We start from the raw sequence: 21670 nt of genomic DNA, 5'->3' as shown, positions 1-21670 counted from the left end.
CTCGTCCTTAAATATCGATTTCGACGTTGCTGACTGGGGTGGATACGCAAATGCGAATGTCTTCGGCTTCTGTGCTGGATAGCTCGCCGGTAATGACGTTACGAACCTGGCCTGATGTTTTTTTGCACTTACAGGTGTGGCAGATGCCCATACGGCAACCTGCAGTGGGTGTCAGGCCTGCGCCTTCTGCCATGTCCAGTAATGTGCCAGGCTGGTCGGTGGTGGTTTCCACGGCGCTGGCAGCAAAGCTCACTTTAACCGGCGCGCCTGCCTCAACTTTAATAGGGGGCAGCCCGAATGCTTCTTCTCGCACCTGCTTTAGGTTATAACCGGCTTCGGCCAGTAACTGCTTGGCGATTTCGCGGAATGGGTGTGGCCCGCACAGATAGATCTGCTCTGGCTTGCTCTCCAGCAGCGCTTGAATGTGTTCGGCGCAAATGGGGGACTGGGGCAGCTTGTGTTTGCTGTCGCTGTCATCGTAGCTGGCAATCAGGTTGCCAGTGAAGCGGCGCGCCGCTTGCGCCAGTGCCTTGATTTCCGATCCGAAGATAAAATCTTTTTGGGTGTTGGCAAAATACAGCAGATTGGCTGGTACCGGCATGTTGTTGGCACTCATCCAGCGTAACTGGGACATGATGGGGGTGATGCCGGAGCCTGCAGCGATATAGCCAACGGGGGCATCGACATCCTTATCCAGCACAAACTCACCCTGGGCCTGGCTTATGGTTACCACGGCTCCGGTTTTGAGGGTGTCATGCATCCAGCCTGTCACTCTGCCGTTGGGCACTCTTTTAACGGTGATGGTAATGGTGCCGTTTTGTTGCCACTGATAGGGGGAGGATGAGATGGTGAAAGTCCGGGTGCTCTGTACGCCATTCACGCTCAAGGTGATGTGAATGTGTTGGCCTGCGACGAAGCCTCCCCAGTTCTTGACCGGTTGCAGCACCCAGGTTTTGGTGTCAGCCGTTTCATCCCGCACTTCCATGATTCTGGCTTTGCACTCCAGGGCAGACCACATGGGATCTACGCCTTCAAGCAGGTACTCAAAATACTCCCCGGCCCGGTTCGTGTTGAACAGGCTGCTGTTGATCCAGGTCTGTGCCCGCTGTAGAAGTGATGGGGTTTGTGAGTGCATAGCTGTATCTCCCGCTTTCGTTGTGTGTACAAGTGTGCACGAATGTTGGAACAGGTGTCAACGTATGGTGAGTATTATTTTTTGTATTACAAATAAATTACATATATAACAATTAGTTATGAAAAATGTATTGGTGTGCAGTTGTTAACCGAAATGGGTTTTTTGTGATGCCGTGGCAGCATAATGTCATACTGTTTCACTCAGTCTTATGGAAATTTTGACCAGAGTCGGCGTACAATTGCACACTGATTCAAGTTGAGTTCAAAAGAATGAATAACCGTCAGGAACGGAAATTACTAACTCGTCAGTCTCTTATGAATGCTGCATTGCAGTGGGTGGAAGAGGGGCAGCATTTCTCCAGTTTGAGTATTCGTGAGGTTGCCAAGCGCGCTGGCGTGGTGCCTACGGCGTTTTACCGGCACTTCAAGGATCTGGATGATTTGGCGTTGAACCTGGTGGACGAGCTGAGTTTGGTGCTGCGTCAATTGATGCGTGAGGTACGCCAAAACCGCATAAACCCCACTCACATTATTCATGACTCAGTAAAGCAGTATTGCCAATATGTTGTGTCTCAGCGAGTGTTCTTTCTGTTCATGTGTCAATCCATGACGGGCGGCACGCCGCTGGTTCGGCAGGCGGTTCGCAGTGAGTTGCAATATTTTGCCAAGGAGCTGGTGGCGGATTTGCAGCGTTTTAATCTGTTGCCCCATCTTGATCCCGCCATGATGGATAACCTGGCGGATCTTACGATTTCCGTGGTGGCGTTTGCGACGATTCAGCTATTGGATCTGGCCGATGTGAGCTCTCAGGCCAAGGCGGATTTTGAGGCCAGGCTGACCCGGCAGTTGCAGTTGGTGTATGTGGGCGCATCAAGCTGGAAAACAACGAAACCTTAAGCGCAAATGCTGCGTTAACTTTACGAAGTGCTAGCTTTGATGTGGCTCAGCATCGGCTTGGTCGCAATACAGGGTGACTCGGTTGCGGCCATTATCTTTGGATGAATAGAGAGCCTCATCTGCTTTGGACACCATATCCGCATACTTCTCATCGACCTTGGGCACCATGGCGGCCACCCCGATGCTGACGGTTACCGGTATCCGTGCCCCCTTCACCAAAAACTCCATATTCTCCACGTTTTCGCGAATCCGCTCTGCCACTCGCAGCGCGCCTTCAACACCGGTTTCAGGCAATAACACACAGAACTCCTCGCCGCCGTAGCGGGTAGGGCGATCGCTTGGCCAGCGCAGCCCGAGGCGGATGGAGGCGGCAACTTCTTTTAAACAGTCGTCGCCGATCAGGTGTCCGTAGGTATCGTTGAATTGTTTAAAGTGGTCGATATCCAGCAATAAGATGCCCAAACAGTGGCCATAGCGAGCCCCCCGTGCAAATTCTTCCTCCAGTACCCGATCCAGATAGCGACGGTTTTTGAGGCCGGTCAGTTGATCGGTGTCGCTTAATTCTTCCAGCTTGTGGTTCAGGCTTTCCAGCTCGCGGGTGCGCTCCTGAACCCGTAGCTCCAGCGACTCGGTGGCCTGCTTTTGGATTTCCAGAGCTTGCTCACGAGCTTGACGCAGCTCCCGCTCGGTAAGCAGGGCATCCTGTTGGGCTTCGTAGCGCATCTTTCGTTCCTGGTTGATGCGCTCTGCCAGGGCAAAAGAGAGTAGCGTCACTTCCAGTGCTGAGCCGATTTGAGTTGCATAATCGGTAAACAGATTCTTGGGCAGCATGTCGTATTTGCTTAACGCCAGGATGACCCCGCCGGAAAGCAGGGAGCTCCAGGCGATGGTGTAATACTTGGCGGAAAGGCCGCCGCTAAACCACCGGTACATACCCAAGGAGAAGCCCCAGCAGCAGGTGACGGCGGCAAATGGAATCAATATTCGTATGACGATGTTGTACGGCAGTGTAAAGGCCAGGATGATGATGAGGGTGGCACCGCATGCCAGCATGTAGGCAGCAAAACGATTAAAGTTGCGTAATTCCGAGGCGTTCAGGAAGTGGTGAGTAAACAGTGAGCCGAAGATAATCGAGGCAGAAAGCGTCACCAGTATGGCCTGATCATTCCATTGCGTGAATTCGGGCCACAGATATTGGAAGGCAAACCCGCTCAGGCTGGCCAGGAACAGTGGCATGCAACAGACGAACAACACGTAGTAAAGGTAGTTGCGCTCGCCCACCGCCAGATACACAAACAGGTTGTACATCACCATCACAAACATGATGCCGTAATAGATACCGTGCATCAGGGTTTGGGTGCGGTCAAAGTTAAAGAAGCTTTGTTCCTGCCACAGGGTAAGGGGTACCTGGATTGAGCTTGAGCTTTTCACTGACAGGTAGACCGTAAGGGTTTCGTTTGCCTGCCACTCCAGTGGGATGACAAAATTACGGTGATCGATGGGGCGCTCGCTGAAAGGCAGTTTATCCCCCAGATGCAGCTCCTGAACCCCTTTGTCGGTGTAGATATAAGCAGAAATATAATCCAGCACCGGGTAGCTGATTTCCAGCAATCGTTTTAATGGGGCTTTTTCTTGATTGTGGATGACTAACTTAAGCCACCAGGTAGAGCTGTTGTAGCCGTGATTGAAGGCTTGGGCGCTGTTGTGCTGCCACGCGGAGTCCGGCAAGCTTTCTATATCATGAATGTGAAGGCCTGCTTCAGGGTCTTCCAGAAAATAGATGTACTCGGCCAGTAATTGGCTGTGGTTCTCTGCGCTCAGTTCCAGTTGCCCCGCCTGCAGAGCGGAGCAGCTGAACGCCAGTAAAAGAAGCAGTATTCTCATCAATTTTTAGTTCAATGTCTGTGGGTTACTGTCAGTCTAGTTCAACTTTTTGTGCTGCACGACTGTGTTTAATGGATCTGAGCCTGATTGATTGGCCCTGGCGATCATGGTGCGGTTACGGCCAGCTGCTTTAGCGGCGTACAGCGCCTCGTCGGCCCGTTTGACGAGTTTATCCATTTTGAGTTGCTCGTTGGGCAGTAATGCTGAAATACCCAGGCTCACGGTCACCGGTACGGTTTCACCTTTTACCAGGAATGCCATATTCTCGATGTTTGTTCGTATGCGCTCGGCTACTTCCAGCGCTCCTTTGACGTCGGTTTCAGGCAGCATGATGCAGAACTCTTCGCCGCCGTAGCGGGTGGCGCAGTCAACGCCGTTACGGATGCTTTCCTTGAGCGTACTGCCCACTGATTTGAGGCAGTCGTCGCCCACTAAATGGCCATAGTTGTCATTGAATTGTTTGAAGTGATCCACGTCTAGCAGGATGATCGAGAGCGGATTGCGGTAGCGGCTGCACCGTATTAGCTCTTCATCCAAGACGCGGTTCAGGTAACGGCGGTTTTTGAGCCCGGTCAGTTGATCGGTGTCGCTGATTTCTGCCAGTTGTTGGTTGAGCACTTCCAGTTCCTGCGTGCGTTCCCGCACCCTGGCTTCCAGCTCTGTGGCTACTTGTTGTTGCAAGTGCAGGGCCTGTTCTTTGGCCTGGCGTACGTTGCGCTCTGTTTCCAGCGCATTCTGCTGGGCCTGGGATCGAAGCCTGCGATCTTCGTTGATGCTTTCGGCCAGGGCGAACGAAAGCAGTACCACCTCGAAACTGGAGCCCACCTGGAGGGTGTTTTCGGTCAGGGCGTTGGTGGGAATGAGGTTGAGTTTGTTCAGGCCTAAGGTAATGCCGCCGGTCAGGAAGGCAGCCCATCCTACGGTGTAGTAACGGGCAGAAAGTCCGCCCTTATTCCACATCATCAAACCGAACATCAGCCCCAAAAAGCAGCAAAAAGTGGTGAGCGGAATCAGTAGTGTGATGACGTCGCGGTAGGGCAGAACGATGGAGGCAAGCAGTATTGCTGTGATCATCACCAGCAGAACCCTGAATAACACTACCGCCCAGTTACCCAGCTTTTCCAGCTTCAGGAAGCTTTCGGTAAATAATGCGCCGAACATGATGGTGAAACACAGGGACCAGATGATGGCTTGATCATTCCAGTTGGGGTGGTTTGGCCACAGGTATTCAAAGCTAAAGCCCTTCACGCTGGCGATGAATAGGGGGATGCTGAACACAAAGCACACGTAATAAAGGAAGTTCTTCTCCCTTACTGCCAGATAGACAAACAGGTTATAGATGCCCATTACGATCATTACGCCATAGTAGAACCCCTGCATAAGCGTCTCACCGCGATCGTGTTTCAGATAGGCTGCGGGCTGCCACAGTGTCAGGGGAACCTGGATGGCGCTTTTGCTGCGAATCTGCAGATAGATGTCGGTGGCACTGTTGCCGTCCAGTTGTAGAGGAACAATAAAGGTGTGGGATTTTATGGGGCGCTGGTCGAACGGCAGCGCATCTCCCAGTCGGAATGTTTCCAGGCCGTGACTGTGTTTAATAAACACGTTCACCGTGTCCAGCCCCGGGTAGGCTATCTCCAGCAGGCGATCCTGCGCTGCGCTGTCAGAGTTGTTGAGCGTCAGTTTGAGCCACCAGGTTGAGGCGCTGTAACCCTGGGTGAAGGTGGTGGATTGATTCAGCTTCCAGTTGCTACTGTGGATCGTTACCACCTCTTCCAATGAGAGGGTGTTATCTGCGTCCTCCAGATAGTCTATGTACTCAGACAGGTCTAACGCTCCGATGAGGTCAGATTGTGGCTCGGGCCCTGACCCAGAGGCAGCAGCGCAGTAGCCAGACAGTAAAATCAGCAGTAATGCGAATACGGGCATTGGTGGTGGATGATCATCCGTCAATTATCCTTTGTTTTAGTGTAGATCACTGGGCGCTGAGAGCTAGATAGATGGGCCTGAATGTAACTTGATCCTATAAATTGTTGCGTGATTGTTCTGTTAGGGAGTAATGCTGTGAACTGGCATTGTAGTTATAAGCAGCCCGGGTACTATGAAAACCATAATTATAAGAAAAGCAGAGGGTGGTCGACATGAAAGCAGTAACTCTTCTGGTCCTGGTATCCGCATTAGCACTCATTCTGGTTCGTGGCGCGTTCCACATCGTAAAGATTCCTTTTGTATCCGCAAATTGCGAGGCGGATTAGCCCTTATGGGCCTTGTTCTCCGGGCCCAGTTTTTTTCTTCTTAGGTGCGTTTTTTTGTTATGCTTTTCAATAGCGTAGCGAAAAGGCGGTTTGCCGGTCATGTCATTGGCAGAATCCACGAACATTATTAATCGATATCTGGATGCCTGCTGGTTTGAGCGCGGGTTGAGCGATAACTCCCTGGAGTCCTACCGGCGAGACCTGCTGGCTTATGGGCAGTGGCTGGATCAATCCGGTTTGCCCTGTCTTGCCCAGGCCACGGATCTGGCTTTGAACGATTACCTGTCTCACCGCTTTACGCTTCAATTCAATGCTCGTTCTACGGCCCGGTTTCTCTCTGCTGTGCGGGGTTTTTATCAATTCTGTGTGCGGGAATCCATTACCGACACCGATCCCACCCTGCGCATTGAGATGCCCAAACTGGGCAAACCCCTGCCCAAGATACTCAGTGAGGCCGATGTAGAGGCCTTGTTGTCGGCTCCTGATCTGGCTGAGCCCATCGGGCTGCGGGACAAAGCCATGCTGGAGCTGCTTTATGCCTGCGGCTTGCGGGTAAGTGAGTTGGTGTCTCTCACCACCTATGATCTCAACTTGCGTCAAGGGGTGATTCGCTTGATGGGTAAAGGCAGCAAGGAGCGTCTGGTGCCCATGGGTGAAGAATCCATCAGCTGGCTTATAAAGTACATAAAAGAGGCGCGCAGCCTGCTATTGCGCAACCCCGAAAGCGATGTGCTGTTTCCCAGCAGTCGAGGGGATCAGATGACGCGGCAGACATTCTGGCATCGCATTAAGCACTATGTGGTGGTGGCGGGCATCAGCAGTTCGGTGTCTCCGCATACTCTGCGTCATGCATTTGCAACCCACCTGTTGAATCACGGAGCCGATCTGCGCGTGGTGCAGCTGTTACTGGGCCATAGCGATTTATCCACCACTCAGATCTATACTCATGTGGCTAAACATCGCTTGCAGGCCTTGCATCAGAAACACCATCCACGGGGGTAAATCCGAGCTTTGAGTGTTCAGAGGTGGAACTTGTGTCTGAAGTTGGGTCTAATACCCTGATGTTGCAGAAGTGTCGGGTCTAATACGTAAGTAGCCACTAGCTAGACACTATCGGAAATCCTCAGACAGAGAGAGTGGAATGTTCAGATTTATATTGATTGCGGCAGCAGCGCTGTTAACCCTGCCCATGTCATTGCAAGCGGCCGCAGAGCAGGATGTTATCAAACGGGCGTTTGCCGCCAAGTTTCCTCAGGTGGAAATTGCCAGCATCGATAAGTCCGGTGTGGGTGGAATCTATCAGGTTGAAACCAGTGCCGGGGAATTGTTGTATGTTTCCGGCGACAGCAAGTTTGTGTTTACCGGTGACCTGCTTAATATCGGCGGCGGTGCCACGGTTAACGTCAGTGAGAACTGGCGCAGTAACAAGCGGGTGAGCGCCCTCAACGATCTCAAAGATGCTGATTTGGTGGTATACCCGGCAGCCAACGAAGAAAAGGGCGAGGTGCTGGTGTTTACCGATACAAGCTGTGGCTACTGTCGTAAGTTCCATGCAGAGATAACGGCCATGAATAACCTGGGAATCACGGTTAAATACGTGGCCTGGCCCCGTTATGGCCTGCAATCACCCGCCGGCCAGACCATGGTCAATATCTGGTGTTCTGACGATCGGGGTGCTGCCATGACCCAAGCCAAGAGCAATCAGCCTGTCGCTGCCCCTGGTGGCAAAACCTGCGAACAAAATACTCTGCAAGATCAAATCAATTTAGGCCATAGCATTGGTGTGCGCGGCACCCCTGCCGTATTTGCCACCGATGGTCGACAGTTGGGAGGCTATATGAAAGCTGACCAGTTGGCCGATCAGTTGGGAATCCAGCAAGCCATCGCCCAGCAGCCAGCAGCACAATAGCTAATTCCCCAAGGGCCCAGGCAGGTCAGCTGTCTGGGCTTTTCGTTTAGGCCTGTAACAGAACCCCCTACATAACCTCCATTGACGATTACCCGTCACATCAGTATTGTTCACACTCCTTGCCTACAGGCCAGAAGTTAGTAACCATTTACATGTGGTTTAGGATGTTTTGTGACCGAATTTTCCCGAATTAAGCGCCTTCCTCCCTACGTCTTTAACATCGTTGGTGAATTGAAGATGCAGGCGCGTGCCCGCGGGGAAGACATTATCGATTTCGGTATGGGCAACCCTGATCAGCCCACTCCCCAGCACATTGTTAACAAGCTTGTAGAAACCGTGCAGCGGGGCGACACCCATCGCTACTCTCAGTCCAAAGGCATACCGCGTTTGCGCAAGGCCATATGTGACTGGTATCAGCGCCGCTATGGTGTGGATCTGGACCCGGTGGAAGAAGCAATCGTTACCATCGGCTCTAAAGAGGGCCTGGCGCACTTGGCCCTGGCCACCATGAGCACCGGGGATACCGTGTTGGTGCCCAACCCTTCCTATCCTATTCATCCTTATGGCTTTGTTATTGCCGGTGCCGATATTCGTCACGTCGCCATGGGGCCAGATGTGGACTTTTTTGAAGAATTGCAAAAGGCGATTCGGGAAAGTTGGCCCAAGCCCAAGATGCTGGTATTGAATTTCCCTGGCAATCCTACGACCCAGTGTGTGGAGCTACCTTTCTTTGAGAAGGTGGTGGCGGTGTGCAAGGAGCACGAAATCTGGCTGGTTCATGACTTGGCCTACGCCGATATTGTCTTTGATGGCTATCAGGCTCCCTCTGTTATGCAGGTGCCTGGGGCCAAGGATATCGCCGTTGAGTTTTTTAGTTTGTCGAAAAGTTATAATATGCCCGGCTGGCGAGTGGGTTTCTGTGTGGGTAATCCCACCCTGGTGGGTGCGTTGGCTCGCATTAAGTCTTATATGGATTATGGCACCTTTACGCCCATTCAGGTTGCGGCCATCTCTGCCCTGGAAGGTGATCAGCAGTGCGTTGCGGATATTTGCGCGATGTACCAACGCCGTCGAGATGTCCTGTGTGACGGGCTAAACGGCATAGGCTGGGAGGTAGAGCGCCCCAAGGCGACCATGTTTGTATGGGCCAAGATCCCCGAGCGCTTTCGTGCGCTGGGATCGCTGGAGTTCAGCAAGTTATTGTTGAAGGAAGCAAAAGTAGCGGTTTCACCCGGTTTGGGTTTTGGTGAATATGGGGACGATCATGTGCGATTTGCACTGATCGAAAACGAACAACGCATACGACAGGCGGTAAAAGGCATTAAGCGCCTACTGCAGTCGGCATAACACATAAAAAAGAGGTACGTCAGTTGAAACCGGTTAACGTGGGTATTGTGGGTCTGGGCACTGTTGGCAGTGGAACCTTCAACGTGCTGTGTCGCAACTCTGAAGACATCGCCCGCCGAGCAGGGCGCGAAATTTTGGTGACCCATGTGGGCGCCCGTCGCGATAATGCTAATGCGGACACAACAGGTGTCACCGTTTCGCGCGACATCTTTGCCGTTGCAGAAGACCCTAACGTGGATATTCTGGTGGAACTGATCGGTGGTACCACCGTTGCCCGCGAGTTGGTGATGAAAGCCATTCAGAACGGCAAGCACATCGTTACCGCCAACAAGGCGCTGATCGCTGAACACGGTAATGAGATCTTTGCGGCGGCGCTGGCCAAAGGCGTGAACGTGGCATTCGAAGCGGCTGTGGCCGGTGGTGTGCCCATCATCAAGGCGATCCGTGAAGGGTTGTCTGCCAACCGTATCGATTGGGTGGCGGGTATCATTAATGGTACCGGTAACTTTATTCTTACCGAAATGGCGGAGAAAGGCCGTGATTTCGATGATGTGCTGAAAGAAGCCCAGGCGCTGGGTTATGCCGAAGCAGACCCCACTTTTGATGTTGAGGGTATTGATGCGGCCCATAAACTGACCATTCTGGCGTCAATTGCTTTTGGTATTCCGCTGCAATTCTCCAAAACCTTTACCGAAGGCATCACCAAGATCACCCGTGAAGACGTGGAGTACGCCCGGGAGCTTGGTTATCGCATCAAGCACTTGGGGGTTACCCGTCAAACTGAAAAAGGCGTAGAGCTGCGAGTGCATCCCACTCTGATCCCGGAAAGCCGCTTGATCGCCAATGTGAATGGCGTAATGAATGCCGTCATGGTTCAGAGTGATGCCGTTGGGCCCACTCTGTATTATGGCCCCGGAGCCGGTTCTGAGCCTACGGCTTCTGCAGTGGTGGCCGATGTGGTGGATGTGGCCCGAGCGCTCACTACCGACCCGAACAACCGTGTACCTCATTTGGCGTTCCGCGCAGATTCCCTCAGCGATGCGCCCATTTTACCCATCGAAGATGTGGTGACCGGTTACTACCTGCGCATGCACGTCAAGGATCAGCCCGGTGTGTTGGCGAAAATTGCCGCTGCCTTGAGCGATTCTGACATCAACATAGAAGCCATTATCCAAAAGGATCAGGCGGACGAATCCAGTCCGGTGCCGCTGATTATGATCGTGCGGCAGGTGGTGGAAAGTAAAATGAACGGTGCGCTGGATAAAATCCGCGCTTTGGATGTGCTGGCGGACGACATTGTGCGCATCCGACTGGAAACGCTGGACGGCTAAAGGCGAATTCGTCAAAGCCTCGAAAAAATTAACTGAACGCTGAAAACTGTTGGAATCTTTATCATGCCTAGTAAACGCTATACCGGACTGATCGATAACTATCGCGACTACCTGCCCGTTCACGACGATACCCGTCTGATCAGCCTGGGTGAGGGTAAGACCCCCCTGATCCGGTTGAACAACATCCCCCGCCTGATCGGCAAGGATGTGGATATCTATGTGAAATACGAAGGCTTGAACCCCACCGGTTCGTTTAAGGATCGCGGTATGACCATGGCGGTCACCAAAGCCGTGGAAGAGGGCAGCAAAGCCATCATTTGCGCCTCTACCGGTAACACCTCCGCTGCCGCTGCTGCCTATGCTGCTCGCGCCGGGATCACGGCGTTCGTGTTGATTCCGGAAGGCAAAATCGCCATGGGCAAATTGGCCCAGGCCATGATGTACGGTGCGGTGACGCTGCAGATTCGTGGCAACTTCGATGAAGGCATGCAACTGGTTAAGGAAGTGGCCGAAGAGGCACCGGTAACCATTGTTAACTCCATCAACCCCTACCGTCTGCAAGGTCAGAAGACAGCCGCCTTCGAGATCGTTGAAGAGCTGGGTGCCGCTCCCGATTATCACTGCCTGCCTGTGGGTAATGCCGGTAACATCACGGCGCACTGGATGGGTTACACCGAATACCAGAAAGCGGGCATCTGCAACAGCGCCCCTAAAATGGTGGGTTACCAGGCCGCCGGCGCTGCGCCATTCATGCGTGGAGCCATGGTAGACAAGCCTGAAACGGTCGCCACTGCCATCCGTATTGGCCATCCGCAAAGCTGGGATAAAGCCTGGGTTGTGCAGAAAGAGTCCGGTGGCTGGTTCGACGAACTGAGTGATCAGGAAATCCTGGATACCCAACGCATGCTGGCGCAGACCGAAGGTGTATTCTGTGAGCCGGCTTCGGCAGCTTCCCTGGGCGGGGCAATCCGTGACGTTAAGAACGGTAAGATCCCTGAAGGCAGCAAAATCGTATGTACACTGACTGGTAACGGTTTGAAAGATCCAGATACCGCTATCGCCCAGTGTCAGGCTTCCATCATGGAAACCATTGACGCCAAACTGGCTTCCGTAAAAGAAAGCATTCTGCGCAATATGCAGTAAGCCGCTCCATTGTTGGGGGGGCATCTGCCCCCCCAATATCATTCCTGACGAGGACGCCTGCGCCCCAGCATGAAACGAATAACCCGCCGTGCCCCTGTCAATCCTCCTGCATTCTCCCCTGAAGTCCCCAGTTTGCTGCAACGTATTTACGCCAATCGTGGATTAAACCGTGATGACGAGGTGGATCTTTCCCTGCGACATTTGCTTCCAGCCAGTCAGCTGAAAGGGCTGGATAGTGCCTTGGAGTTGTTGGTGGTGGCACTGGAGCAGGGCCAGCGCATTTTGGTGGTGGGGGATTTTGATGCCGATGGTGCCACCAGCAGTGCACTGTCGGTACTGGCTTTGCGTGCGCTGGGGGCCGCCTCGGTGGACTATCTGGTGCCTAATCGCTTCGAGTATGGCTATGGTCTGACCCCGGAAATCGTCGCGGTTGCGCAGCAGAAACATCCCGATCTGATCGTCACTGTAGACAATGGCATATCCAGTATTGAAGGGGTGAAAGCCGCCAGAGAGGCCGGTATCAAAGTTCTGGTAACCGATCATCACCTGCCGGCGGCGGAGCTGCCCCAGGCGGATGCCATTGTGAATCCCAATCAGCCCGGTTGTCCGTTTCCATCCAAGAACCTGGCGGGGGTCGGCGTTGCTTTCTATCTGATGACGGCCCTGCGTACCCGCTTGAAGCAGCTCAACTGGTTCCAGCGACAAGGTCTGGCAGAACCTAATATGGCCGACTATCTGGACATTGTGGCGCTGGGAACCGTGGCGGACGTGGTGCCCCTGGATCGTAACAATCGGATTTTGGTGCATCATGGTTTGGCCCGTATGCGGGCTGGGCGTTGTCGACCCGGCATCAAGGCTCTGGTGGAGGTGGCCAAGCGCCGTCTGCCCAACCTGGTGGCAACAGATCTGGGCTTTGCGGTAGGGCCACGCCTGAACGCGGCTGGGCGGCTCACAGATATGTCGATGGGTATAGAGTGCCTGTTGGTGGATGATGACCGTCTTGCCACGAAATATGCTGCCGAATTGGAGCAGCTTAATCATGAACGTAAATCCATCGAAGGCGACATGCAGCAACAGGCCTTGGCTGCCCTCAAGCAACTGCATCTGGGTAATGAGGCGGAGCTGCCCTGGGGCTTATGCATTTACAAAAAGGATTGGCATCAAGGGGTGATCGGCATACTGGCATCCCGAATCAAAGAACGTTTTCATCGACCCACCATTGCATTCGCACCTGCTGAGGCAGGGCAGGTGAAAGGCTCCGCCCGTTCCATACCGGGTTTCCATATCCGCGATGCACTGGATGCGGTTGCCAGTCGCCACCCGGGGCTGATCGTTAAATTCGGCGGCCATGCTATGGCGGCGGGGCTCAGCCTTCGAGTGGAAGATCTGCCTCGGTTTGAAGCCGCGTTCGATGCAGAAGCCCGTCGTTTGTTGACTCGTGATGATCTGACCGGCGAGCTGCACAGCGACGGCTCGCTTACCGAGGCGGATATTGACCTACCGGTTGCTCATTTACTGCGCAATGCTGGCCCCTGGGGCCAGGGCTTCCCTGAGCCGCTGTTCGATGGTGAGTTCGAGCTGCTGGATCAACGTATTGTGGGCGAAAAACACCTTAAGCTGTCCATTGGCCTGCCTTCAAGCAAGCGCGTAGTGGATGCCATCGCCTTCAATGTGGATCTGGCAAAGTGGCCTAACCGCAATTTATCCCGCATCTATCTAGCCTACCGACTGGACGTGAACGAGTTTCGTGGCGTGCAGAATGCCCAGCTGATGGTGGAACATCTGGAGCCTGTCTAACTGGTGAATTAATGTTCATTTTTTGCATAGTGTGCGCCGTATTGCATCGATTTTGAGTCAAATTACCAAAACAGCCAAAAGAGTAGGAACTTCTTCACAATCCGCCTTTCTCGACCTGTTCAAACTACGATCATCGCATACACTGATTTCAGTAACATTGTGTAACAGGCATGTTCGCATTGTAACTAGTGCCTAGCAGGTTTGGTTTCGTGGTTCCCACTAGGAACCTCTGACGTAGAAGCATCACGCGAAAGGAATGCAAAAATGAATCAGCTGTTCAGTATTCGTAGTTTTTTGGTTGTCGTTCTTGGGGTCGTTTCAACCATGGCATCGGCCCGCACCATCAGCGATCTGGATGCGGTGCATAAAGCCGCCGTACAGCGTACGTTGGTAATGCGCATTGCCAAAGATCATTTACAGATGGCGGCAGGCGTGGATTACCAGGCTTCCCGAGCGGATATGGAGGCCAGCATCGAAGAGTACGAGTTTCTGCTGGGCCAGCTGGAGCTGAATTCCCCGAATTCCAACCTCAATCAGCGCGTGTTGGATATCAAACGGGATTGGCAGAAGTTCCGCTCTGTGGCGCTGACTGTTGCCAGCCAGGAATCGTCATTGGAGTTGATCGAAGAAGGCAACGATCTGATGTTGAAAAACGATCTTTTGATGCGGGAATGGCAAGCCCGATTGCCCCACCTGTACGGTGAGCGCATTGATCTGGCCCAGCAGCAAAGCATGTTGTCACAACGCATTGGTGTTTATTATCTGGCTCAATATATCGGTGTAGAGGCCGATTGGTTGCAGGATGAGATGCAGTTCACGGTGACCGCCTATGAAACCGGCATGGAAGAATTACGTTTGGCGTCAGAGGATGCTGCGGTGGACCCTCTGATTGTGGCGCAACTGTCCAGCAATTGGGATTACGCCAAATTAGGATTGGAACAATTCAGCAGCGGCAAGTATGTACCGGTGGTGATGAGCGTGACCATGGAAAGCATGGTGAAACAAACGGATACTTTAGCGGCCGCTTACCACATCCGCGATCGCATCGCTATGAACGGTGGTCGTATCCTGGGTGAATCCAGTCTGGCAGCCAATATTTCAAACTGATCTCCTCAGCTAAACCAAACAGCCCCGTGAACCGATGCGGGGCTGTTTGGTTTGTGTCAGCTGGGTTGGGCGAAAAATCAGCGCCCTTTAAATACCGCTTCCCGTCGTTCCATAAACGAGTTAACGCCTTCAGCCGCATCTTCGCTCTGCATCACGGGCTTTAGATCCGCCATAAATTGCTGCACGCTGGCGTCCTGATCGTGAGGATGAGCGGCGCTGAAGCGAGTGGCCTTCAAAACCCCCTGCACACCCAGCGGCGCAGCTTTGGCAACGCTTTGGGCAATTTCCATCGCCTTGTTGAATTGCTCGCCGGGTTCCACAAGTTCCTGAATCATGCCCCAGCGATAGGCGTCTTCGGCACTCCAACGTTCGCCAGTTAACAGTACTCGCTGCGCATTGCCCCAGCCTGCTTCAACCGGTAGGCGCAATGTCGCCCCGCCGCAGGGATACAGTCCACGCTGTACTTCCAGCATTTGGAACTGAGTGTCGCGGGCGGCAACACGAATTTCGGTGTTCAATAAAATTTCCACGCCCCAAGTGAAACAGTAGCCTTGCACAGCGATAATCACTGGCTTGGTGTGGCGCTCACCGGTCAGACCCATGGGATCGATTTCATCTTCACCGACGGGGAAGGCATTGCCGCTACCAAAAATGGGTGCCCACTTGTCTAATTCCACGCCTGCGGTGAAGTGTTTGCCTTCTGCATACAGAACCGCCACTCGCAGTTCCGGATCGCTGTTCAGGCGCATCAGTGCCTTGCCCATATCGTGGTACATCTCTGGTGACAGAGCGTTGTACTTTTCGGCCCGGTTGATGCGTATCAGAAGAATGTGTCCCTCGGTGCTGGTCTCAACGTGTGCCATAGTGTCCTCGTCATTGCTTCGGTAAATTGGTTTTTTGAATAATTAGAAATAGTTGTTCTGCATGGTGCGGCAGGTGTCATCAGCGCTTTGCAGCAGGTTGCTCCAGTGCTGAATTTTGGGCAGCTCCCAGCGGAAGAAAAACTGGCAGCCGTGCAGTTTACCCCGGTAAAAGTCTTCCTCAGACCCACTTTGCAGTGCTTTCATTGCCGCAGTAGCTTGCCATAACCAAAGCCATGCCACAACGATATGGCCGCTCAGGCTCAGGTAAGCCGAAGCGTTGGCCAAGCCGATATCCGGGCCCTGTTGTTGCAGTTGTACCCCCAGGTTCTGGGTCGTGGTGTGCATCAGGGCCAGCGCTTGTTGCAGTTGCTGGCAATGCTCGTGCAGCTCATCAAATTCTGCCGCCTGTTGAAGCGTTTGTTGAATCTCGGTTGCCAGTGTTTGCAGACCCAGGCTACCGGACTGCCACAATTTACGGCCCAGCAGATCCATGGCTTGAATGCCGTGGGTGCCCTCATGAATAGGGTTCAAGCGGTTATCCCGGTAACACTGCTCAACCGGATATTCACGGATATACCCGGCCCCCCCCAGCACTTGTACCGCCAGTGAATTGGCCTTGGGGCCGAACTCCGAAGGCCAGGATTTGACGATGGGGGTTAACAGGTCCAGTAATTCCTGCAATGGTTTGCGCTGATCTTTATCATCACAGGTTTCAATGCGGTCGATCAGATGGTTGGCATACAGACACAGGGCGATAGAGCCTTCCGCGTAGGCTTTCTGCGCCAGCAGCATGCGTTTCACATCAGCGTGTTCGATGATCGCCACTGGTTTGGATTCAGGGTTTTTGTTGCTGGGGTGGCGCCCCTGTGGGCGCTCTCTGGCGTAGGCCAAAGATTCCACGTAGCCGCGATAGCCGATGACAGCGGCACCCAGGCCCACACCCACCCGCGCTTCGTTCATCATCATGAACATGTATTTCAGGCCCTGATGGGCTTCGCCAATCAGATAGCCCACACATTGATCCTGCTCACCAAAATTCAGTACCGTGGAGGTAGTGCCACGATAACCCATTTTGTGCAGTAGCCCGGCCAGTTTCACATCGTTTCGTTTCAGTGGCTGGCCGTTTTCGTCCACCAGCCATTTTGGTACCAGAAACAGCGAGATGCCTTTTACACCCGCAGGCGCGCCTTTGATTTTCGCCAACACCAAATGCACGATGTTGTCGGTAATATCCTGATCACCACCGGAGATGTACATTTTATTGCCGCGAATCAGGTAATGTCCCCCATCGACAGGGGTGGCGCTGGTTTTGATGTCTGCCAGTGAGGATCCGGTATCGGGTTCCGTCAGGGCCATGGTGCCAGCAGCAATACCGGTGCGCATCAACGGCAAGTACAGGCTCTTTAAGTCATCGCTGGCAAAGTGCTTGATCAGATTGGCTGCGGCCATGGTCAGAAACGGATAGGCTGCGCTGGATGGGTTGGCGCAGGTTATGTAGCCCGAGCAGGCCGCAGCAATAATGTGCGGTAACTGCATGCCGCCCTCATCAAAATCCAGGCGCGCGTTGAGCAGGCCGGAATTCACATAGTGGCGGAACGCCTCCTTTACCTCGGGGATGGTGTGCACCTGTTCGCCATCAAACCAGGGCTCCTTCTCATCTGCCAGCTGATTGTGGGGTGCAAAATATCTTTCCGCCACCTGTTCTGCCGTGTCCATGGTCTGGCTAAAGGTTTCTCGCGAATGATCGGTATAACGGGGGTGTTGCAGCAGGCCCTCGGTATCCATCATCTCATACAGACAAAATTCCAGATCCCGGCGTGATAAAAGCGGCATGTATCCCTCCTGGCGAAAATATACCCAGTGTTGTTGTGGAAAATGATGGATCATATTTGCATTGTTGTTCCGAGTGTGTAATTGTCATTTATGACTAATACAGGGCTGAATTAGACAGTTATGATTAAAGTACGCATTCTCGGTTTTGACTATGCCTTTGCGACCTCTGTGGTTGGCGTGATTGATCTTTTATCCACCGCCGGCACAGCGTGGAACTATTTCAGCGGCAAGCACATGGAACCCAAATTTGATGTGCAGCTGTCCACCAGAGACGGTAACCCGATTCGTTGTTTGAACAATATTGTGGTGAATGCTCACAGTCGGTTTGATCAAATCGGTGACGTGGATGTTATCTTGGTGCCGTCCATTGGTGGTGATGTCGACAAGGCGCTGCAAACCAATGGCGAACTGATTAGCCTGTTAAAAGACTACGCCAGTCGAGGCACCCAAATCATCAGCAATTGCACCGGTGCATTCTTTCTGGCCGAAGCGGGTATTCTGGATGGCCGCAAGGCCACCACTCATTGGGCGCATGCAGAGCGCTTCAAAGCTCGCTACCCCAAAGTTCAGTTGGTGCCGGAGCAATTAATTACCACTGATGGCCAGGTGTTTTGCTCCGGCGGTGGCACCGCCTGGTTTGATATGGCGCTTTACCTGATCGAGCTGTATATCGACCACGAAACGGCAATCGAATCCGCCAAAGCCATGGTGCTGGATACCGGTCGACACTCCCAATTAAGCTATTTTGCCACCCATCAGAACAAGTATCACAGCGATGAAACCGTGAAAGCCGTGCAGGAGTGGATTGATGAACACTATGCCGAGGACTTTTCATTGGCCTGGCTGGCAGAACAATACGCCATGAGCCCCCGCACCTTGATTCGGCGATTTAAAACCGCCACAGGAGAATCTCCGCTGGCCTACCTGCAAACAGTTCGAATTGAGGTGGCAAAAAAGTTTTTGGAATCCAGCGCCCAAACGATCGCCGAGATCACTCAAAAAGTCGGTTATGAAGACGTTTCATCTTTTTCGAAGATGTTTAAGCGCAAAGTGGGGCTTTCACCCCGCGAATATCGTGGCCGCTTCAGCAAGGCTGCCATGTAAAAATTGGATTAAATCAGCCTGTTACGAGATCTGCCAACTGGACTATAGTTAAGGGATGACTGATTGGTTGGGTTTGGAATGTCGCTGCGATCTGGGGTAGTTCGGCCGTGTTATTTCCTGATTGTTCTATTAATCGCGTTGTTGCATAACAGCGTCAGCGCCGTTGTGCCTGTTCAAATTACCGATCGTCACTTTACCAGTCTTAATATTGAATCCGGCGTTGAATACCTGCGGGATGAGCGTGGGGATTGGACTCTGCATCAGGCTCGCTTTCAGAATGGCTGGCAGCCGGTGGATTCCAGTATCGCCGCCTTTGGATTTGATTCGGCTAGCTATTGGCTGCGTTTTTCCGTCGCTAACTACACCTCAGATCCACTGGATGGCCTGCTTGAGATCGCCTATCCCCAGTTAGATGATGTCAGGGTGTATCGCTTTATCAACTTGCCTACCGAGCAGGAAAAGCCGCTGACCGAGTTTGTTCTGGGGGATTCGCTTCCTTTCTCATCGCGTCCGGTTTCGCATCGCAACTTTGTAGTTCCGCTGCCCATCTCACCCAATAGCCTGAGTTTAATTTACATCCGAGTGGAATCAGAGGGGGCTTTGCGGCTGCCGTTGCTGGTGTGGAACAAAGACGCATTTTATCAGCACCGCCAGCGAAACCTGATGGTGCAGGGGCTGTATTTTGGTGTGCTGTTGGTGATGGTGCTGTATAACCTGTTCATTTATGTCAGTGTGCGCCACCCCTCCTATGTGTATTACGCAGGGTCGGTCATTGGTGTGGGCCTTTTTATGGGGGCTTATAATGGCTTTGGCTTCCAATACCTCTGGCCTGCTGCTCCAGCCATGAATCAGTGGGCTTTAATGATGTCGCTGGGCGTTTATGGCCTGTTCAATTGCGCTTTCACCGCGTCTTTATTGCATTTAAGTCGTAACAACCCGCGTTTCTTCAAACTAGTCAGAGTATGCGCTGTACTGTATGCAGGCGTCTTCTTCAGTGCTTTTGTGCTTCCGTATTATCTGGCGGTACTGATGGCGGCAGTAGTGGGTTTTAGCGCTGCTGCTATCAGTCTGCTGGTTGGCTGTGTGACGTTTCAAAATGGCCTGCGCGAGGCACGCTATCATATCCTTGCCAATGCTACCTTGTTCATCATCGGGCTGTTGGTGGTGGCTGAAAAAATCGGTATTTTGCCGCCCAGTGGCACCTCCCATAACACACTTCAAGTTGGCTTCATGGTGATGGTTGTGCTGTTCTCGTTTGCATTGGCCGATCGTATTAATCAGGAGCGGCGGCAAAAATCCGAAGCCCAAAAGCGCGCGCTGGAAAACGAAAAACTGGCGCAGGATGAGCACGAGCGTTACCTGAAGGTGCGTTACAATGCCAAGGTGGAGGAACTCAAAACCCACCAGAGAGTGTTTGAAGAAGAAGCCGAGAGCCGCGCGAAAAGCGAATTTCTTGCTACGATGAGCCACGAAATCCGTACCCCTATGAGCGGCGTGCTGGGAATGGCCGAACTGCTGAAAGATACAGACCTTGATCCTCAGCAACAGCAGTATCTAAGCATCATTGATAGTTCAGGGAAATCATTGTTAAACATCATCAATGATATTTTGGACTACTCCAAGATTGCAGCAGGCAAACTGGAATTAGAAACGCTGGATATCGAACTGCAGGCAATGTGTGAAGAGATCGCCAGTGTGTTCCAGACGACTGCCGCGCGTAAAGGCTTAGAGTTCATCATCTCCATCGACCCCGGCATACCTGAGGGCATTCAGGGCGATCCAACCCGGCTGCGCCAGGTGCTCATGAACCTCATTAGTAACGCATTCAAGTTTACCGAGCATGGCTCAGTGATCATGCGGGTCAGTCAAAAACCGGATCAGCATGTCGATCAAACATGTCGGTTGCTGTTTGAGATTCAGGACACCGGAATTGGCATCCCGTTGGATAAACAGCAAGCCCTGTTCCAGCCCTTTATGCAAGTCGACACCTCCCTTACACGTGAATTCGGAGGCGCGGGGCTGGGCCTCACCATCAGTGATCGCTTGGCAGGGATGATGGCCGGAGGCATCGAAGTACACAGCATGCCTGGTCAAGGCAGCGTGTTTCGTTTCAGCATTGATTGCCCTGTGGGCTCAACTGCAAGAGCGGCGTTGCGGCACAGATCCATGTGGGTGCTGGCCAATAAACGCATATTGATCATCGATGGCTCTCGCGGTTATCAGGAGGCGGTGGCCGAAGTAATGCGTCACCAACGTATCGAACCAGTTACTGCCAGTGGTGGTGCGGATGCACTCTCGCTGCTGCGCGATGATCCCGATGGTAAGCGGTTTGATCTGGTAATCATTAACCAGCAATTGCTGGATGCAGGTGGGGTGGATTGGTGCACCCAGTTAAAAAACGAGATACACAGCCAGGGTATATTCTGCCTGTTAATAGCGCCCATTGGAGAGGCTAGTGCCGTTGTGAACCCCATGATGGAAAGCAGGTCGGCTCAGGTGCGCTCCATCACACGCCCGGTTGTTGTTCAACGTATCCTGGATCCGATACTTGATATGATGTTGGGGCTGACGGAGGTTGCCCCCCATAGCGCCCCCTCCCGTGACGGTGACAATTGTTTTGGTGGCAAGCGAATATTGATAGCGGAGGACAACCAGGTCAATCAGATGGTAGTGGCCAAAATGCTCGACAAAATGGGGGTTGCATTTGACTTGGTGGGCAATGGTCGAGAAGCATTGGATCGCTTGCTGAAAGATTACCAAGCCTATGATCTAGTGCTGATGGACTGCGAAATGCCCATTATGAATGGATTCGACGCTACCAGAGCATTGCGTCAGCAGGAATCGAAACTGCACCATGTGCGAAAGCCGGTAATAGCACTCACCGCCCATGTCATGGATGAGTTGAAGCAAAATGCCAACCATGCGGGAATGGATGAGGTCTTGAATAAACCTCTGGAATTCGATGTGTTGAAGTCGACATTGGAGCGTTATCTGCAGCATTCACACCCAACAACAGCTTCGCCCGCCAGCGCCGACTAATTTGGCTGGATACTCGCTCCATTGACC

At 52.8% G+C, this 21670-nt stretch carries 15 protein-coding genes; 10 read left to right on the top strand and 5 right to left on the bottom strand.

Annotation, left to right across the window (positions count from 1 at the left end):
• Positions 1–7 precede the first annotated feature (7 nt).
• On the bottom strand, positions 8–1135 hold the full coding sequence (locus tag Kalk_RS05130; RefSeq protein WP_101893180.1) for a flavin reductase family protein: 1128 nt from the start codon (positions 1133–1135) through the stop codon (positions 8–10).
• 269 nt (positions 1136–1404) lie between these two features.
• Between Kalk_RS05130 and Kalk_RS05125 the strand changes: the two genes are divergently transcribed.
• Positions 1405–2031: a TetR family transcriptional regulator gene (locus Kalk_RS05125; protein ID WP_101893179.1), complete on the top strand. Its 627-nt coding sequence runs from the start codon at positions 1405–1407 to the stop codon at positions 2029–2031.
• A gap of 30 nt (positions 2032–2061) precedes the next feature.
• Here Kalk_RS05125 and Kalk_RS05120 read toward each other — a convergent pair whose 3' ends face one another.
• On the bottom strand, positions 2062–3915 hold the full coding sequence (locus tag Kalk_RS05120; protein WP_101893178.1) for a sensor domain-containing diguanylate cyclase: 1854 nt from the start codon (positions 3913–3915) through the stop codon (positions 2062–2064).
• Between the two features lie 36 nt (positions 3916–3951).
• Positions 3952–5844, bottom strand: a complete 1893-nt coding sequence (locus Kalk_RS05115) for a sensor domain-containing diguanylate cyclase (protein ID WP_101893177.1) — start codon at positions 5842–5844, stop codon at positions 3952–3954.
• 425 nt (positions 5845–6269) lie between these two features.
• Between Kalk_RS05115 and xerD the strand changes: the two genes are divergently transcribed.
• From xerD to Kalk_RS05080, 7 genes are all read left to right on the top strand, one after another.
• A complete protein-coding gene (xerD, locus tag Kalk_RS05110; RefSeq protein WP_101893176.1) occupies positions 6270–7172 on the top strand; it encodes a site-specific tyrosine recombinase XerD in 903 nt (300 codons plus the stop codon).
• Positions 7173–7311: 139 nt separating this feature from the next.
• On the top strand, positions 7312–8079 hold the full coding sequence (locus Kalk_RS05105) for a DsbC family protein (protein WP_101893175.1): 768 nt from the start codon (positions 7312–7314) through the stop codon (positions 8077–8079).
• Positions 8080–8250: 171 nt separating this feature from the next.
• The gene (gene alaC / locus Kalk_RS05100; protein ID WP_101893174.1) at positions 8251–9426 is read left to right on the top strand and encodes an alanine transaminase; all 1176 of its coding nucleotides are present in this window, start codon (positions 8251–8253) and stop codon (positions 9424–9426) included.
• 23 nt (positions 9427–9449) lie between these two features.
• Positions 9450–10757, top strand: coding sequence for a homoserine dehydrogenase (locus Kalk_RS05095; RefSeq protein ID WP_101893173.1), 1308 nt, complete (start codon positions 9450–9452; stop codon positions 10755–10757).
• A 63-nt stretch (positions 10758–10820) separates the two neighbouring features.
• On the top strand, positions 10821–11900 hold the full coding sequence (thrC, locus tag Kalk_RS05090; protein ID WP_101893172.1) for a threonine synthase: 1080 nt from the start codon (positions 10821–10823) through the stop codon (positions 11898–11900).
• A gap of 69 nt (positions 11901–11969) precedes the next feature.
• Positions 11970–13697, top strand: a complete 1728-nt coding sequence (gene recJ, locus Kalk_RS05085) for a single-stranded-DNA-specific exonuclease RecJ (protein ID WP_101893171.1) — start codon at positions 11970–11972, stop codon at positions 13695–13697.
• Positions 13698–13961: 264 nt separating this feature from the next.
• A complete protein-coding gene (locus tag Kalk_RS05080; RefSeq protein ID WP_101893170.1) occupies positions 13962–14804 on the top strand; it encodes a type IV pili methyl-accepting chemotaxis transducer N-terminal domain-containing protein in 843 nt (280 codons plus the stop codon).
• Positions 14805–14881: 77 nt separating this feature from the next.
• Here the strand turns inward: Kalk_RS05080 and Kalk_RS05075 are convergent, their stop codons facing one another.
• Entirely contained in the window at positions 14882–15667 is a 786-nt protein-coding gene (locus Kalk_RS05075) for a crotonase/enoyl-CoA hydratase family protein (protein ID WP_101893169.1), read from the bottom strand.
• Between the two features lie 42 nt (positions 15668–15709).
• A complete protein-coding gene (locus Kalk_RS05070) occupies positions 15710–17500 on the bottom strand; it encodes an acyl-CoA dehydrogenase (protein ID WP_101893168.1) in 1791 nt (596 codons plus the stop codon).
• Between the two features lie 120 nt (positions 17501–17620).
• On the opposite strand from Kalk_RS05070, the gene Kalk_RS05065 reads away from it, so the two are divergent.
• Together Kalk_RS05065 and Kalk_RS05060 are read left to right on the top strand one after the other, a co-directional pair.
• Entirely contained in the window at positions 17621–18604 is a 984-nt protein-coding gene (locus Kalk_RS05065; protein WP_101893167.1) for a GlxA family transcriptional regulator, read from the top strand.
• Between the two features lie 78 nt (positions 18605–18682).
• Complete coding sequence (locus tag Kalk_RS05060; RefSeq protein WP_101893166.1) at positions 18683–21643, top strand: 7TM diverse intracellular signaling domain-containing protein; 2961 nt, start codon at positions 18683–18685, stop codon at positions 21641–21643.
• The last annotated feature ends 27 nt before the right edge of the window (positions 21644–21670 follow it).

This window comes from Ketobacter alkanivorans (genome assembly GCF_002863865.1).
GTDB lineage: Bacteria > Pseudomonadota > Gammaproteobacteria > Pseudomonadales > Ketobacteraceae > Ketobacter > Ketobacter alkanivorans.
This window is presented reverse-complemented; position numbering and strand designations above follow the sequence as displayed.